Below are 14964 nucleotides of genomic sequence, written 5' to 3'. Positions count from 1 at the left end.
CCGCTGCGCTCCCGAGGAAGCGCGGCGGCATGGTTGCATGCGTCGGCGGCGACATCAGGACAAAGGGTGAGGTGCGGCACGGTTCGATCCGGCGCCGATGGAGCCGGGGCGGCGCCCTGCCTGGCTGGCCTGCCGAGAGGATGGCGAAATATCCACCGCGCGCGAAAGGCGATCGGTTCCGAATGCCGTGGATCGGTCTCGAACCCGATAAACCGTTCGACACGGCAGTTTGCCAGCACCGATGTTTTGGGTTGCCCAGCCTGTGGTAGAGTTGCGCCCGTTCGGCTGGCTGGAGTGTGCTGTGATGGCTGCATCGACGTTCAATGCCAACACTGGCGACGGATATGAGTTGCAGATGGGGCGCTGGAGCCGAAGGCTGGCCGTGCCTTTCCTGGCATTTGCCGGAGCCGCGGCGGGTGAACGGGTGCTGGATGTCGGCTGCGGCACCGGCAGCCTGACATTCCTGTTGGCCGCGCGGCCCGACCTTTCCGCCGTCTGCGGGGTGGATTGCGCGGCGCCCTACATCGAACACGCCAGCCGCAGCAATCCAGATCCGCGCGTCTCCTTCCAGATTGGCGACGCATGCGCTCTCTCCTTTGAGGATGCGGCGTTCGATCGGGTTCTGTCGCTGCTGATGCTGCATTTCGTTTCTGAGCCGGAACGGGCCGTGGCGGAGATGCGCCGCGTTGCGCGGCCTGGCGCAACGGTCGCTGCCACCGTGTGGGACGGTCGCGGCGGTTTCGTTGCCAGCCGCCTGTTCCTCGATACGGCGGCAGCCCTTGATCCCGCCGCCTGCCGGCTTCGCGAGCGCGCCTTCACCCGCCCGATGACCCGGCCTGGCGAACTGGAGGCGGCCTGGCATAGGGCCGGCCTTGTCGAGGTCGAGACGGCTGAGCTTGCGATCCGCATGGAGTACGCTTCCTTCGACGACTACTGGACGCCCTATCTCGGCAAGGATGGCCCAGGGGCCGAATATATCGCGACACTCAATGAGCCGGCGCGCACGCGGCTTCGCGATGCGGTCCGTTCTGCCTATCTCGATGGCGAGCTCGATGGTCCACGGTCCTATGTCGCGGTCGCCTGGGCCGTCAAAGGTGTGGTGCCAGGTTGAATTCAGGGCGGCGGCTCATACCCCTGGGATCGCTGGAGACTTGAAGAAAGAGGTCAACCGGGTGATGCGGCTCTGTCAGAGTGACGCAACTCGGTTGCCGCTTCCGGGTTAGCCTGCCGATGCGGAGGTGAAAACCGCCAACTGGGCCTCGAAGGCGCGCTTGTAGGCCGGCCGTGCTTCGCCGCGAGCGACATAGGCAGCAAGGTTCGGGTATTCCTCAAGAATCCCTGATCCATGCAGCCGGCGCAGCACCGTCACCATCAGGAGGTCGCCGGCGCTGAAGGCGCCATCGAGCCAGTCGGCATCGCCAAGGTGATTGGAAAGGCCGCCAAGCCGTCTGCGGATGGTTTCGTCGAGCGCACGCAGGCGGTGCTCGTACCAGGGCTCGTTGCGTTCGAGGATCTGGACGAGATTGCGGTCGAAGACCGGCGGCTCGATGGTGTTGAGCGCGGCAAACATCCAGGCGATCGCGCGCGCCCGGGCATTGGCTTCGTCTGGCAACAGGCCGGCATGGCGCTCGGCGATATGGAGCACGATCGCTCCGGACTCGAAGAGGGCGAGATCGCCTTCCTCATAGGTCGGGATCTGGCCGAAGGGCTGAAGGGAGAGATGCGGCGGCTGCTTCATCGCCTTGAACGACAGAAGGCGAACCTCGTAGGGCAGGCCTACTTCCTCGAGCGCCCAACGGACACGCATGTCACGCGCGAGCCCCTTGCCGCGATCCGGTGACCGTTCGAAAGCGGTAATGGTGATCGTCATCGTTGTCCTCCATCGCTTGTCTGTCCTTGAAGACGAATGGCGGCACGCGATCCCGACATGTCATCGCGAAAGTCGCGCTCGGACGGCCCGCTCAGGCCGCTCCCGTCACCGTTCCCTGGTGGAACAGCATCTGCCACCTGGTTCCGTTTCGCTTCCAGACAGAGCTTCTGAGCGCGTGCCGCTCCGATCCATCGCTTTCCCTGCGACGGGTTCTGTAGGTCAAGAGCAACGCTTCCGGCGAAATGGCGGTCAGGCGGTAATCGCTCGCGCGCAGTTCGCCATCGTCTTGCTCTGGCTCCTGCACAAGCAGATCGATGATTTCCGCACGATGATAGATCGTACCGGAAGCCCCGAACTCGACGAAGCCTTCGGCGAGCAGCGCCTCGACGGCTGAACGCGACCGGCGAACCTCCGGGCGGTGCAGTGCTTCTTCAAGCGCACGGATTTCATCGAGAGGGGGCAGAGCGTGCATCATGATTGTTCCGCTGTGGGCGAGGGCTGCCGGTACACTACTGCATGTCTCCTTAATCGACCTCGATTTAAGGACAAAGGCATGCAGAAAATCAAAGTGCTACAGCGACCTTTGCGCGTCTGATAAGACGCGCGGCGCTGTAATCTGCTGAGACCTCGGACGGCAACTGCCAGAGCGCCGTGCGTTCAGATGAACGCAAAGGACGCTTTAGCCGTGGCGCACCAGTTCATCCGGGGCGGCGCGAGCCAGCCGTTCAAAGAGGAAGCGGCCGGTTCTGGAAGATGCTCTTCATCACAAGGGTAGAGGTCAGGCGCAGCACGCTCGGCAGCGCAAGCAGGCTCTCGTCATAGAGCGCCTGGAAAGCCTTCAGGTCCTCAGTCACCACGTGCAGCATGTAGTCGGGATCGCCAAACAGACGCTCGGCTTGCGTGATTTCCGGTATCGCCCAAAGAGCCTTTTCGAAGGCATGCACGTTCTCGCGGCTGCCTTCCCTGAGCGTCGCAAAGACGATCGCCGAGAAATTGAGGCCGACCTTGGCGGCATCGATATTGGCGCGATAGTCGCTGATCACGCCGGATTGCTCGAGCGCCCTGACCCGGCGATGGCAGGGGGAAAGGCTGAGCCCGATGCGGTCGCCGAGCTCGGTAACCGACAGTCTCCCGTCCTTCTGAAGCTCAGCAAGAATCTTGCGGTCCGTATCATCCATGAGGGAGATATTGCCTCAAGATGCCACATCTCGGCAAGAGATAGGGAGCTAATCCCCGTGATGCAACGCTATTCTTCCTTTGATGGCGCGGGTATCCGAAGGAAGGTGGCGCGAGATGGAAATGGGTCTGTTGACGGCGTTTTGGGCGATATCGTTTTCGCTGGTGCTGACACCCGGCGCAGACTGGGCCTATGCGATCTCGGCGGGATTGCGAGACAGGGCGATCATGCCGGCCGTTTCCGGCATGCTGCTTGGCTATCTTGCGATCACTCTGGTGGTCGCGGCCGGTGTGGGCGCGCTCGTTGCCGGCGTTCCGGCGGTTCTGACGGTGCTTACCGTGCTGGGAGCGGGCTATCTCCTTTGGCTCGGCGTCGGGGTTCTGGCCCATCCGCCTGTTCCGGTGGCCGATGAAGATCAGGCGGCCAGGAGCTGGACCGGGTGGATCGTCCGCGGTTTCGCGGTGAGCGGCATCAACCCGAAGGCGCTACTTCTTTTCCTGGCGCTGCTGCCGCAGTTTACCAGCCGCGACGGGAGCTGGACGATCCCGAGCCAGATCGCGGCGCTCGGGGCCGTGCATATGCTCAACTGTGCGCTGATCTACTCGCTTGTCGGCACGGGTTCGAGCATGGTCCTCAGGACGCGCCCGCGCGTGGCCCGTCTGGTGAGCCAGTTCTCAGGCGCAGCGATGATTGCGATCGCGCTGTTCCTGCTCGCCGAGCAGCTTGTCATGGTCCGATGAGGCGTGGCCGCCGCCTCAGGACGCTTTAGCCAGCTTTTCTTCGCGACCGATGCGGGCGTCGAGGTCGCGCAGGCGAAGCGTGACGGCGGGGTGGCCGGGCAGGAGCGACAGGGCATTCGTCAGCATGTCGCGCGCCGTGACGAGGTTGCCGTCGCGGATATGGCGATTGGCGCGGTGGAAGAGGAAGTTGACCTGCTCTGTAGGGGCAAAGCGATCGCCGAAGCGGGCGTGCAGGCGATCGGCCCAGGCCGGGTGGCGGGCCATGGCGGCGACGGCGTTCTGGTAAGGCCGCATCGGCGCGTCGATCCGCGCGGAGCGGGCAAGGGCGCGCAGGGCAGCAAGGTCATTGGCGCGGCAGGCGTCGATCAGCGAAAGCGCGCGCTGCGTTCCGGTGAAGACCCTGACCGTGCCATGACCGGTCATGTGTACGGGCACGAGATGCGTTTCCGCCTGCAGTTCCGCTATGCGCTCGGCATGCCTGCGATCGATCGCGTGGAACGGGTCGTAGAAGAGATAGGCGCGGCCGGCGGCATGGTCGGGGACGATACTCATATTGGCGTGCAGGTCGGGCGAGAAATGCCTGAGAAAGCGATTGTCGTAGGGAACGGCTTTGGGATTGATCGAGATTTGCGGGCAGAAGGCGATGGCTGTCGTGGCGTTGAAACGCCGGCGGTAGCGAAGCGCTGCATAACCGCCCTGAGAATGGCCGTAGAGGATGCGCTCGGGTGCTGCCTTCAGGATCGGCGCCGCAGCCTCGACCGCCTTGACCACGCTTTCGGCCGGAAACCAGTTGGGACGCTTGCTGATGAAGCCGAGGGCGGCGATATCCGCCTTCTCGCAAAAGCGCTGGCCCCAGTAGCGGCTCCCGTTTGCCTGGATTTCCATCTCGTTGAAAGTGATGAGGAGGTAAGCCGAGGCGCCCGGGCGATGGATGACCTCAAGGTTTTCGTCCGAGTAGATAAGCACGGTTGCTCCGAAGTATTTCAAGATTTGCAGTAGTATATTTCCAATTTCCGAAGCATGTTCGGCGACGTTATATTAGTGTGAATTCGCCTGGGATTTCCAGTGCCTAGGACTTTCTGCAAGAGGATTTCAATATTCATTTCGGCTGACGGCTTCAGCGGTCGTTCGTTTCGGCAGCTTTCGGCTCAAACCGGACATAGAGGTTCGCATCGCGGACGGCTGCTTTGCGCCCCCATTTGAGCCGTTCAGCGCGCCGATCGCCGAGCCCAGAAGCTGCCATTCATTCACGTGGAGCGGCGCTGAGCGGCAACGGCCTCAATGGGACTCTGCTGCCGTCCTCGGATGATACGGCGAACGGCAGCTTCCAGCGAGAGCGAACGTTCCGGCGTTTATGCAGATCATCGCCCGTGGCATGCGCTGAGACATCAGGGTTTCGTATCCTCCTTGAAACGCGATACTGGTTGACTACATGTTGTAGATGCATCATCGAGAGACTATGAACCTGCGTTCCCTACCCGACGATAGACGAGCAATGCTGCGGGAACTGGAAGATGCCTGCGTAATTTCGCGGGCGCGCCTTATCTCACGCGTCATGACCAACATCTTCGACGAGGAACTGCGGCCGTTCGGCCTAGTGTCCTCGCAACACACCTTACTCGGTTCAATCATGCGGATGGGCGTCGCGACGCGTGCCGAAGTCGGCCGAGCCAACTGCCTCGATCGCTCCACCTTGACGAGAAACCTCAAGCTGATGCTGGACGCGGGATGGATCGAAGAGGTCCCCGACAAGGTTCAAGGTCGTCAGCGCCCCCTTCGGCTGAGCAAAGCTGGCGAAGACCTGCTGTTTTCATCCATGCCGGCCTGGCGGGCGGGGCAGGAACGAGCGTCCAAGCTGCTTGGGCAAGCAGGCTTGAGCGCAATCAAGACCGTCGCGGACGACATTCCGCGCGATTAGCCGGAATCTGAAATTATGGTATTGCATATACAACACTGCTTCCTATGTGTTGTATATGCAGCATTAGGACGCCGCGGAGCGCCTGATGCCATTATCGAAAGGACAAATGCGATGACAACGATTCTGGTGACCGGTGCAACCGGAGATACGGGGCGTCCGACCGTGAAGGAACTGCTGAAGAAAGGCCTAAAGGTCCGCGCCCTCGCTCGTCGGGAGGACGCTCGCTCGCAGGAGCTGGCCAGTCTGGGTGCCGAGATCGTTTATGGGGACATCACCAGCCTGCGCGATATGCGGCTGGCTTTCGACGGCGTCGACCGCGCTTACTTCTGCTATCCCATTGCCGACGGTCTCGTGGAGGCGGCAGTCATCTTCGCACAGGTGGCGAGAGAGCAGGGCGTCGAGCACATCGTCAACCTGTCCCACAAGCAATCCAGGCCCGACGCGCGCAGCAAGGTGACCCAGAACCATTGGCTTTCGGAGCAGGTGTTCAAGTGGTCAGGCATCCCGACGACGAACTTGCGCATCACCTTCTTCGCCGAGTGGCTCCTCTACATCTCGACATTCATCCAGCGCGGCCGCTACGTCATGCCATTCAACAAGGATGGCCGCTTTGCTCCGCTGGCCGCGGCCGATACGGCGAAGATCATCGCCAACATCCTGGAGAAGCCGGAAGGCCACGGCGGCCAAGCCTACCAGCTGCACGGCCCGAAGGAGTATAGTCACGAGGAGCTCGCAGCAGAGGTTGGTCGGGTCCTCGGAGTCGATCTGCCCTTCGAGCAGCTTACCGTATCGGCCTTTCTGGAGCTCGCGGGGCTCGAGGATGACACCGTCTTGCGGCGGCACTTCGAAGCTGCGGAGCTGGACCAGCAAGAGGGTCTCCTCGCCGGTCTCGATGACATCGGCACGAAGATTATTGGTGGCCCGCTGATGACCGTAGAAGCTTTCGTCAACGCGAACCGGGCGCGCTTCGTCCGTGAAGCGCAAACGTCAGTCGACCGAAATTAGAATCCTGTGCGTTTTGGGGCGGATATATCTGGGTGACTAATCCAGGTCGCTAACCGGGGCTATCCGGAACGCATGTTTCGGAGCTGCATCGTCCACCTCGAAAATGCCATGGCTTTGCGATTAATTCACCGGCCACTGAGCTGAATCCTCGAGTGCGTAGCGACTGGCAGCTGCGCACTCGATGGACGATAGCTTTTGGCCGAAGCAGATGCTCACATCCAGGTCAAGGTACGACCTGGAGGGGTCGACAGCAGTCAATGGCCGACCTGCTGATTTAAGCCGATAGCGAATGTCCGCTTCATCAATGCTGCTGCCCGGAACCTGCCGTCCCGCTCTCGGCCCCATATCGGCCACGGCGCCGCGGTCGGCGAATGTCTACTGTTGTGATGGGTTTCGGATGCCGGCATCCACGTGATGGCCTGGCACCGGGCCATCACGTGGATGCCGGCATCCGAAACCCATCAACACTGAACGAACCCGCTCGCGCGGGAGGGTTCGTTCAATGGCGCAAAGCGGCCAAGGCCACCATGACCGATTGGTGGGATTGCTGAGCAACTCCGAGCTTTTCCTACAATAAGGCAGCTTCAGACCCGCTTGAGAAAAGCAAGCACCCGATCCGTCAGCAGCGCCGTTGCCGCCGCGTCGTAGGACGGCAGCGAGCTGTCGGCGAAATAGTGCTGGTCGCCGGGATAGAGGAAGAGCTCGGCATCGTCGGCCTTCTCGACGAGTTCGCGGGCGGCGTCGATGTCGCCTTCGCCGACGAAGATCGGGTCGTTGTCCATGCCGTGGATCTGGACCGGCACGCCATCCGGCCAGGGTCCGAAGGACCACTGACCGCTGATCGGGATGCAGGAGTAAAAGAGCAGGGCGCCGCGGGCGCCGGGCCGGGTCTGGGCGAGTCCTGCAGGACGCCGAAGGAGAAGCCGGCATAGACGAGGCCCTGGGGAAGAGCGTCGGCGAGGCGAACGCCGCGCTCGCGCATCTCATCGAAGCCGACCTCGCCGATATAGGCAAGGCCTTCTTCGATGCTGTTGAAGGTGCGCCCCTCGAAGAGATCGGGCAGGTGCACGGTGTGTCCGGCGGCCCGGAGGTCCTCGGCGAAAGCGTGCATTCCCGGGGTCAGCCCCTGGGCGTGATGGAAGAGCAGGACCTCGGCCATGGACGACTTCTCCTTCAAATTATCCTTCGCGTTCCAATTGTGTCTCGCCGCCTGAAGGGTCAAGCGGTGTCGCGGTCGATTGAGAAAATTTTCCTGTCGCAGCGATAGCACGTTTCCTTGACGTCTTGTTGCCATCTTCGACCGCTTCCTTGCGGATCAGCATTGGCCACGATTCTGAAGGAAAGACGTCATGACAGGGAAGTTGCGCATTGCCGTGTTGTTTGGTGGGCGTTCGGCGGAGCATGAGGTTTCACTGATGTCGGCGCGCAACGTCGTCGCGGCGCTTGACAGAGCACGCTACGAGATCGTGCCGATCGGCATTGCCAAGGATGGGCGCTGGCTGTTGCTCGAGCTTGAAAACGGCGAGCTGCCGCGGGCCATTCCGGCGGCAGGAACGCAAGTTGCGCTGATTCCGGGCGGCAAGGGGCGGGCGGTCACCATTGCCGCCGACGGAACGCAACGGCTGCTGCCGGCCGTCGACCTGATCTTTCCGGTGCTGCATGGGCCGTTCGGCGAGGACGGGACGGTGCAGGGTTATGCCGAGACGGCCGATGTCGCCTATGTCGGCTGCGGCGTTGCGGCTTCGGCAGCCGCCATGGACAAGGTGCTCGCCAAGCGCCTGCTTGCGGCCGAGGGGCTGCCGGTCGCGCGTGCCATCGCGCTGCATCAGGAGGACGCCTATTCCGGCGAAACCATCCTGGAAACACTGGGGTTGCCGGTTTTCGTCAAGCCGGCACGGCAGGGTTCGTCCGTCGGCGTCAGCCGTGTCAACAGCCTCGACGGGCTTGCGGCTGCGCTGGAAGAGGCGTTTCGCCACGACGACAAGGTGCTGATCGAAGAGTTCGTGCAGGCCCGCGAGATCGAGTGCTCGGTGCTGGAAGACGCCAAGGGCAGGCTCACCGTGTCGCGGCCGGGCGAGATCATCCCCGCCGGAAGCCACGGTTTCTACAGCTACGACGCCAAATATGTCGACGCCGGCGGCGCGATCGTGAAGGCGCCGGCGGACCTTGCCGAGGAGGTTGGCGCGCGGGCGCAGGAGATGGCCGAGCGGGCCTTCCGGGCGCTGGCCTGCGCCGGCATGGCGCGCGTCGATTTCTTCCTGCGGCCGGATGGAAGCCTGGTCATCAACGAGATCAACACCATTCCCGGCTTCACCAATATCAGCATGTATGCCAAGGCGCTTGCGGCAGACGGAATCTCCTATGGCGCGGCGGTGGAAACGCTGATTGCGCATGCGCTCGCGTTGCGTGGGGATGGGGCCGCGCGCGCATGAAACACTGGCCGCGGATGCCGCCTTTGGGTTGTATTACATATTAGATGTATCGCATTCATTGTGGGTTCACGTCATTCCGCGAAACTGCCGCCTGTTTCCAAACGGACAGGTGATGAGATGAAGAAGATTGCCATCGTCATAATGGCGGCGGTTGCGGCTCTTTCGGGCATCACGCCGGCGAATGCCGTGCCGGCGGTTGCCATCGAGCGGGCGCAGAAGAGCGACGTCGAGCTGGTGCAGCACCGGGAATGGAACGGCGGACACTATCGCCGGCGTCCGCCGGGTTGGCATGGCGGCTATCGCCCGCGCCCCGGTTGGGACGGCGGCTACCGTCCGCGGCCAGGCTGGCATGGCGGCTATCGTCCGCGTCCGGGCTGGGATGGCGGCTACCGCTATGGACACTATAACGGCTACCGCGGCTATCGCTACGAGCGCTATGGCTATCGCCGCCATAATGACGGTTGGTGGTATCCGCTGGCGGCCTTTGGCACCGGCGTCATCATCGGCGGCGCCATTGCCGCGCCGCCGCGCCGGGCGGATGCCGGCGTGAACCCGCGGCACGTGGACTGGTGCTATGCCCGCTACCGCTCGTACCGCGCTTGGGACAATTCGTTCCAGCCCTATGGCGGCCCGCGCCAGCAGTGCTATTCGCCCTATTTCTGAGCAAGGTGCGTTCCAAAAAAGGCCCGTCGGTTGTGGTGACCGGCGGGCTTTTCTGTTCGTGAAACCGCTGTTGGCGGTGCGGATCGTGAAGCGGGCAGCCGCGAACGACCGGCCGAGAGGAGGCGCAAGTGGATGGGCCGACGTCTGGAAAACCGATGATCTAGAATTTCAACCGGGCGTCGTCATGTTCGGGACGCCGGTGCGCATCCTTGCGGCGGAAGCCGTAGGCGAGCGCGAGCCCCAAAATGGCGGAGCCGACGACGATGGCGGCGAGTGCGAAGAAATTCTCCATGGTATTTTCCTCCCGAGGGGAAGCTTAACACAGAATGCGCGCAAACAAATGGCGTGGCACCGAGATTGCGCGTCATGGTTACTCAACGCGTTTCGGCGCCGGAGGTTCAATCAACAAGCGCCGATGCGATGCGTACGGCACCGGCAGGCTCCGCGCATGGCGGGTCGTTTGCTTTGTCATCCGCAGCCCGGGTATACGCGACCTGCGGTCGGGAGCCGCTCGTCGCAGGGCAGTAGTTTCGGGCGTCGCTAAAGCGGGTCGCAATCCTTCAGATTCGCGCCTTGCGTTTCAGCTTCTTGATTTGTCGCGTATCGTGCTCGCAAAACCGCTACGTACTTTTGCGCGACATGCTTTAGTAGCCGGAGCTTCCGCCGCCCTGGCTCATGCCTTGGCCGCCTTGCGTGCCCTGGTTTCCCTGGCTTGGGGCAGGGGCGGTGCTGCGGCTGGCCTGGTCGGTGGTGCAGCCGGCAAGCGCGACAAGCGCCGCGATAACAGCGGCAAGCAGATATCGTGGGGTCATGGGATCCTCCCGTCGTCGTGGGAACGGCCTTCGACCGCCTCGCCATCGAACCAGACATGGCGCGCTTGGTCCTGGCCGGCGGCCCATCGCCGCGGGGCAAAGGCAGTGTCGCGTGCCGGGCGTAACTATATCACCAAACGATGGGAGCGGGCGGGCGAGACGGCAGGTGGGCGTGAGGCGAGCGACGCAGGCGGCTCGCGAAAAAAAAGAACAAAACAGAAACAAATTTAGGCGGCGGGGCTTGCCAAGCGCCCGGAAGCGGGCTAAGGATATTACAGGCTGGCCGTTTCGTCATTGAAGCGGCCTTTTTGATTCCGGGTCAGCTAAGGCGAGCGGCCTACAGCGCCGCGCGTCTTATCGGACGCGCAAAGGTCGTTGCAGCACTTTGATTTTCTGTATGTCTCCTTAAATCGAGGTCGACTTAAGGAGACATGAAGGTGCGCAATGGCCGCCTGACCGTTGCGGATCGTTACGGTGCTTCGCCAAGGCCGGTTGGCGCTTGCTATGCTTCCTGTTTGGCGATCTTGCCGGAAACGGCGCGGGTGGGCTCAATTCGCGCGCGCGGTTGCCCAATGTTGCGAAGCCAGCGCGAGGCCTCTTTCGGATCGCGCTCGACGCCGAGCCCCCTTTGATAGATGGTGACGAGACGGGCCTGCGCGGCGGGATGACCCTGGCGGGCGGCCTGCCGGTTCCAGTGAAGCGAGGCGGCGTAGTGTTCCTCGCCGCCGTCGTTGAAATAGATTTCGGCCAGTTTTGCCTGGGCGTCGACGTTCCCCGAGGTGGCCAGTTCAAGCAACCTGGGCGAGATATTCGTTGCGGAGGGCCGCGGGGTGAAAATGGTCTTCAACTTACTGAACGCGTTGCGGATCATCTGACACCTGTTGCATCCATCGCACGGTTCCCGCAGCGGGCCTGCTAGGCTGATAAATTACTCAAAATCTTGAACTACTTTGGCTTTTCCCTGGCTAGCAGGGCGCTTGCGATGCATTCCGCCAAGAGGACCCGAAACGGGGCAACCCGGTGGGCCGCATTGATGACCGGATACAACCTGAAGTCAAGGTTGCAAGCGTGACATCCGGCGTGACACCCGCAATTTTCTGTGATCGGCTGTCACGCTCGGCGCGCGTTGCGCTGGCCGAAGTTGTTGGTCGGCGGCTTGTTGCTCGCCGGCATCGTTTGGCCCGTTCACGAAATCCGGGCCGACGGTGCCCGTTCCATCGCCAATGCTATCGAAAGGCAGAACAATGACGCTCATAGCCGCGCTCGCGAAAAGCGCCTTGATTACGATTCCTGCCTTGATGCAGGCGGGTTGTGGAACTTCGCAACCGGCCAGTGTTCCGGGTCTGCGGGGCGTCGTCGGAACTGATCTCGTCGGCGCGCGCGGCGCGACTGCGGCCGATCAACGCCGGATTGATCGCACGGCCGTTGGCCTCTGCACGGCGGAAATCTGGACACGGGCGGAATGCGCCAGACATGGGGAGCGCGCCGATGTCGGCAGTTGAAATCGATGTTGCCGTTCACCGCCAGCTCGGCGAATTGGTTGCGGGCATGCGCGGCTTGCAGGAATCTATCCGCCGAATCGAGCAGGGCAGCCGCCGCGCCGAGGACAAGTACGCCGCCATTCATGGCAGCGTGCATCTACGCATGGAACAGCTGGTCGATCGCGTGGGTGAGATCGAGGCGTCTGTCTCGGCGATCGGTGCGGACGTCGCGGAGATGAAGCCGGTGACCGACGACGTCAGGCGCTGGAAGCTGATGGGGATCGGCGCATTGGGCGTCACCGGCATCGCGGCGATGGCGCTGGGCGTCAGCTTCGCCGAGGCGATCCGCCGCGTCGTCTTTGTCATCATGGGCAAGGGCTGACGGGGCCGTCTGAGATCGGAGGCGCCGCGAAGGCCTAAGCTGGGTCGACGAGATTTGCCGGCCGAGTTCCGAGACAAGTCAGATCTGGATTGACCGCTCGTCCAAGGAAGATCGTTCCAAACCACTATATTCAATGCACGCCGCGCGCCCCAACGGGCGCGCGGCGGTTTTTGCGTTTTCTATCCCTTCGGGGTCACCAAGACGGCGTTGCCGTCGCCCATGATCGGCTTGTTGTCCTTTATCGGGGGAGCGCCAGGTGGCGAGAACCTACCAGGAGATGCGCTGTGGGCTGTCACTTTGGTCGGGTCTTGAGCGGATGCAGCTTGCTGGCGCGCTCAATCGATGGAGCGCCCTAGGTCACAAAGCCGGCACCGCATTCGGCGCTCCTGCGGCCATTCGCCGGGCACCATCCGAGACCGAGAAGCGGAGGCGATATTCCTTTGGCGAGAGACCGAGGATCTTGCGGAAGATCTTGCGGTAGGCGTTGGTGTCGTCATAGCCGCTCTGCCAGGCAACCTGCTCGATCGAGAGATGCGAACGCTCCAGCAGATCGCGTGACTTGGCGATCCGCAGCCGCTGGCAATACTCCGTCGGATTGAAGCCGGTCGCCCTCTGGAAGCGACGCAGGAACGTGCGGTCGCCGAGCCCGGCGCGCTCCGCCATCATCTGCAGCGTCACGCCCTTGGTGCTGGTGCCATGCAGCCAGTGCTGGATCTTGAGGATGACGTTGTCGCCGTGATCGAGCTTCGGCGCGAAGACGCTGTAGTAGCTCTGCTCGCGCGCGCCGGGATCGATAATCATGTACCGCGCCGTTGCCAGCATGACGTCGGTTCCGAGGAACCGGTCGACGAGTTTCAGCCCGAGATCGATCCAGGCCATCATGCCGCCGGCGGTGATGATGTCGCCCTCGTCGATCAGCAGCCTGTCGGTGTCGACGCGGATGTTGCCGTAGCGGTTGGCGATCAGGTCCTGGTGCGACCAGTGCGTGGTGATGGTACGGCCAGCAGCGAGGCCCGATTCGGCGAGCAGATAGGCGCCGCCGCAGACCGAACAGATGGTCGTGCCGCGTTGATGCTGCTCGCGCACGAAGGCGGGCAGGGTGCCGATGCGCTCCCCGACCGGCAGATCGGCGAGCGTCGGCGGCAGGATCAGCGCCACCAGGCTCGAAGAGGGATCCTGGTGGGTGTCGCGTGATTTCGCCACCGAGCCGTCTTCCTGCAGCTTCCAATGGCTGATGCGGATCTGGGGAGCGTCTACCCCGCTCTGTTCGACCGATTGCATGCTCGCCACCTGGAACATGTCGGTCAGCCCGTGGATCGCCGACATCAGGGCGCGCGGGTAGACGACGATGCCGATCTCCGCCGGTTCGCTTTCCGCTCGTTTTGTCACTTCTGCCCCCATCGTTGTCAGCTTTGCCGGTCGAGAGGTTAGGCCCCCCGATTTATCAATTCAACCATCGCTTCCACGGGATGGAAGCCGGGCAACAGAGATCAAAGAGGTGAGGACAATGACACAGGCAAAAGCAGTTTCCGCAACCGTTTCCAATGGCCTTTCGCGCCGCAACGTTCTTTCGGCAGCCTTCGGTGCCGCCGCCACCGCCGCCGCGGTCAACGCAATGAACATTCCGGCCAAGGCCGCATCCGCCACCGCATCAACCGCCGGCGCGTCCGGCACCGAGGGAGCAAAGACCATGGGCAGCCGCATCACCACCCGCGATGGCGTCGAAATCTACTACAAGGACTGGGGTCCAAAGGATGGCCCGGTCGTCGTGCTCAGCCACGGCTGGCCGCTGTCGTCGGACAGCTGGGAAGCGCAGGCCTTCCACCTCGCCGCCAATGGCTTCCGCGTCATCACCCATGACCGCCGCGGCCATGGGCGCTCGTCGCAGCCCTGGGACGGCAACGACATGGATCACTACGCCGACGACCTTGCCGATCTGATCAACGCGCTCGATCTGAAGGGCATCTTTCTTGCCGGCTTTTCCACCGGCGGCGGCGAGATCAGCCGCTATATCGGTCGGCACGGCACGGGCCGTGTCGCCAAGGCCGGTTTGATCTCGGCGGTGCCGCCGCTGATGGTCAAGACCGACAAGAACCCCGGCGGCCTGCCGAAGGCGGTGTTCGACGGGCTGCAGGCGGCAAGTCTGAAGGATCGCTCGAAGCTCTACCGCGATATCGCCTCGGGTCCGTTTTTCGGTTTCAACCGCCCGGGTGCGGTCGCCTCTCAGGGCATGATCGACAGCTTCTGGTTGCAGGGCATGATGGGCGGGCACAAGAACACCTATGACTCGATCGTCGCCTTCTCGCAGACAGACTTTAGCGAGGACCTGAAGAAGTTCGACGTGCCGACGCTGATCATCCATGGCGACGACGACCAGATCGTGCCGATCGATGCGGCCGCCAGAGCTTCGAAGACGCTGGTGCCGCATGCCGAGCTCAAGGTCTATGCCGGCGCGCCGCACGGCATCACCGACACACACAAGGA

At 62.7% G+C, this 14964-nt stretch carries 19 protein-coding genes and 1 pseudogene; 9 read left to right on the top strand and 11 right to left on the bottom strand.

Annotated features, from left to right (window positions below):
• The first annotated feature begins 304 nt into the window (after positions 1-304).
• A complete protein-coding gene (locus BLU35_RS23360; RefSeq protein ID WP_093234676.1) occupies positions 305-1111 on the top strand; it encodes a class I SAM-dependent methyltransferase in 807 nt (268 codons plus the stop codon).
• Between the two features lie 108 nt (positions 1112-1219).
• Here BLU35_RS23360 and BLU35_RS23355 read toward each other — a convergent pair whose 3' ends face one another.
• From BLU35_RS23355 to BLU35_RS23345, 3 genes are all read right to left on the bottom strand, one after another.
• Complete coding sequence (locus BLU35_RS23355) at positions 1220-1870, bottom strand: glutathione S-transferase family protein (RefSeq protein WP_057253992.1); 651 nt, start codon at positions 1868-1870, stop codon at positions 1220-1222.
• Between the two features lie 91 nt (positions 1871-1961).
• On the bottom strand, positions 1962-2345 hold the full coding sequence (locus BLU35_RS23350; protein WP_093234759.1) for a nuclear transport factor 2 family protein: 384 nt from the start codon (positions 2343-2345) through the stop codon (positions 1962-1964).
• A gap of 250 nt (positions 2346-2595) precedes the next feature.
• Positions 2596-3048 carry an Lrp/AsnC family transcriptional regulator gene (locus tag BLU35_RS23345; protein ID WP_057253994.1) on the bottom strand — a complete coding sequence of 151 codons (453 nt, stop codon included), beginning with the start codon at positions 3046-3048 and terminating at the stop codon, positions 2596-2598.
• A 121-nt stretch (positions 3049-3169) separates the two neighbouring features.
• Between BLU35_RS23345 and BLU35_RS23340 the strand changes: the two genes are divergently transcribed.
• Complete coding sequence (locus BLU35_RS23340; RefSeq protein ID WP_210185155.1) at positions 3170-3787, top strand: LysE family translocator; 618 nt, start codon at positions 3170-3172, stop codon at positions 3785-3787.
• A gap of 15 nt (positions 3788-3802) precedes the next feature.
• Here BLU35_RS23340 and BLU35_RS23335 read toward each other — a convergent pair whose 3' ends face one another.
• On the bottom strand, positions 3803-4753 hold the full coding sequence (locus BLU35_RS23335; RefSeq protein WP_093234758.1) for an alpha/beta hydrolase: 951 nt from the start codon (positions 4751-4753) through the stop codon (positions 3803-3805).
• Positions 4754-5282: 529 nt separating this feature from the next.
• Between BLU35_RS23335 and BLU35_RS23330 the strand changes: the two genes are divergently transcribed.
• Together BLU35_RS23330 and BLU35_RS23325 are read left to right on the top strand one after the other, a co-directional pair.
• Complete coding sequence (locus tag BLU35_RS23330) at positions 5283-5705, top strand: MarR family winged helix-turn-helix transcriptional regulator (RefSeq protein ID WP_093234674.1); 423 nt, start codon at positions 5283-5285, stop codon at positions 5703-5705.
• Between the two features lie 15 nt (positions 5706-5720).
• The gene (locus tag BLU35_RS23325; protein WP_353615044.1) at positions 5721-6710 is read left to right on the top strand and encodes an SDR family NAD(P)-dependent oxidoreductase; all 990 of its coding nucleotides are present in this window, start codon (positions 5721-5723) and stop codon (positions 6708-6710) included.
• A 584-nt stretch (positions 6711-7294) separates the two neighbouring features.
• On the opposite strand, the pseudogene BLU35_RS23320 reads toward BLU35_RS23325, so the two are convergent.
• Positions 7295-7869 (bottom strand): annotated as a pseudogene (locus BLU35_RS23320) (dienelactone hydrolase family protein).
• Positions 7870-7888: 19 nt separating this feature from the next.
• The gene (locus BLU35_RS35725; RefSeq protein WP_156414718.1) at positions 7889-8032 is read right to left on the bottom strand and encodes a hypothetical protein; all 144 of its coding nucleotides are present in this window, start codon (positions 8030-8032) and stop codon (positions 7889-7891) included.
• A 27-nt stretch (positions 8033-8059) separates the two neighbouring features.
• Between BLU35_RS35725 and BLU35_RS23315 the strand changes: the two genes are divergently transcribed.
• Both BLU35_RS23315 and BLU35_RS23310 read left to right on the top strand, forming a co-directional pair.
• Positions 8060-9142, top strand: coding sequence for a D-alanine--D-alanine ligase family protein (locus tag BLU35_RS23315; protein ID WP_093234672.1), 1083 nt, complete (start codon positions 8060-8062; stop codon positions 9140-9142).
• Between the two features lie 117 nt (positions 9143-9259).
• On the top strand, positions 9260-9805 hold the full coding sequence (locus BLU35_RS23310; RefSeq protein WP_093234671.1) for a BA14K family protein: 546 nt from the start codon (positions 9260-9262) through the stop codon (positions 9803-9805).
• A gap of 160 nt (positions 9806-9965) precedes the next feature.
• On the opposite strand, the gene BLU35_RS36235 is transcribed toward BLU35_RS23310, so the two are convergent.
• The 4 genes from BLU35_RS36235 to BLU35_RS35715 form a co-directional block, all read right to left on the bottom strand.
• Positions 9966-10097 (bottom strand): hypothetical protein, encoded by a 132-nt coding sequence (locus BLU35_RS36235; RefSeq protein WP_268753082.1) that lies wholly within the window; start codon positions 10095-10097, stop codon positions 9966-9968.
• Positions 10098-10449: 352 nt separating this feature from the next.
• Positions 10450-10617 carry a hypothetical protein gene (locus BLU35_RS35720; RefSeq protein WP_176907390.1) on the bottom strand — a complete coding sequence of 56 codons (168 nt, stop codon included), beginning with the start codon at positions 10615-10617 and terminating at the stop codon, positions 10450-10452.
• A 502-nt stretch (positions 10618-11119) separates the two neighbouring features.
• Positions 11120-11488: a tetratricopeptide repeat protein gene (locus BLU35_RS23305; RefSeq protein ID WP_058323293.1), complete on the bottom strand. Its 369-nt coding sequence runs from the start codon at positions 11486-11488 to the stop codon at positions 11120-11122.
• A gap of 183 nt (positions 11489-11671) precedes the next feature.
• Entirely contained in the window at positions 11672-11872 is a 201-nt protein-coding gene (locus BLU35_RS35715; protein WP_176907388.1) for a hypothetical protein, read from the bottom strand.
• On the opposite strand from BLU35_RS35715, the gene BLU35_RS36230 reads away from it, so the two are divergent.
• Together BLU35_RS36230 and BLU35_RS23295 are read left to right on the top strand one after the other, a co-directional pair.
• Positions 11862-12119, top strand: a complete 258-nt coding sequence (locus BLU35_RS36230) for a hypothetical protein (protein ID WP_286161595.1) — start codon at positions 11862-11864, stop codon at positions 12117-12119. The two genes, BLU35_RS35715 and BLU35_RS36230, sit on opposite strands and share 11 nt — an antisense overlap.
• On the top strand, positions 12091-12480 hold the full coding sequence (locus BLU35_RS23295; RefSeq protein WP_093234669.1) for a DUF1515 family protein: 390 nt from the start codon (positions 12091-12093) through the stop codon (positions 12478-12480). Before BLU35_RS36230 ends, BLU35_RS23295 begins: the two co-directional genes overlap by 29 nt.
• Positions 12481-12837: 357 nt before the next feature.
• Here BLU35_RS23295 and BLU35_RS23290 read toward each other — a convergent pair whose 3' ends face one another.
• A complete protein-coding gene (locus BLU35_RS23290) occupies positions 12838-13869 on the bottom strand; it encodes a GlxA family transcriptional regulator (RefSeq protein ID WP_286161594.1) in 1032 nt (343 codons plus the stop codon).
• Between the two features lie 118 nt (positions 13870-13987).
• Between BLU35_RS23290 and BLU35_RS23285 the strand changes: the two genes are divergently transcribed.
• On the top strand, positions 13988-14964 hold a 977-nt coding region (locus BLU35_RS23285), incomplete at its 3' end, for an alpha/beta fold hydrolase (RefSeq protein ID WP_093234667.1).

This window comes from Sinorhizobium sp. NFACC03 (assembly GCF_900103435.1).
Classification (GTDB): domain Bacteria; phylum Pseudomonadota; class Alphaproteobacteria; order Rhizobiales; family Rhizobiaceae; genus Ensifer.
Note: the sequence above shows the minus strand (reverse complement) of the source record. Positions and strands in the feature narration are given on the sequence as shown.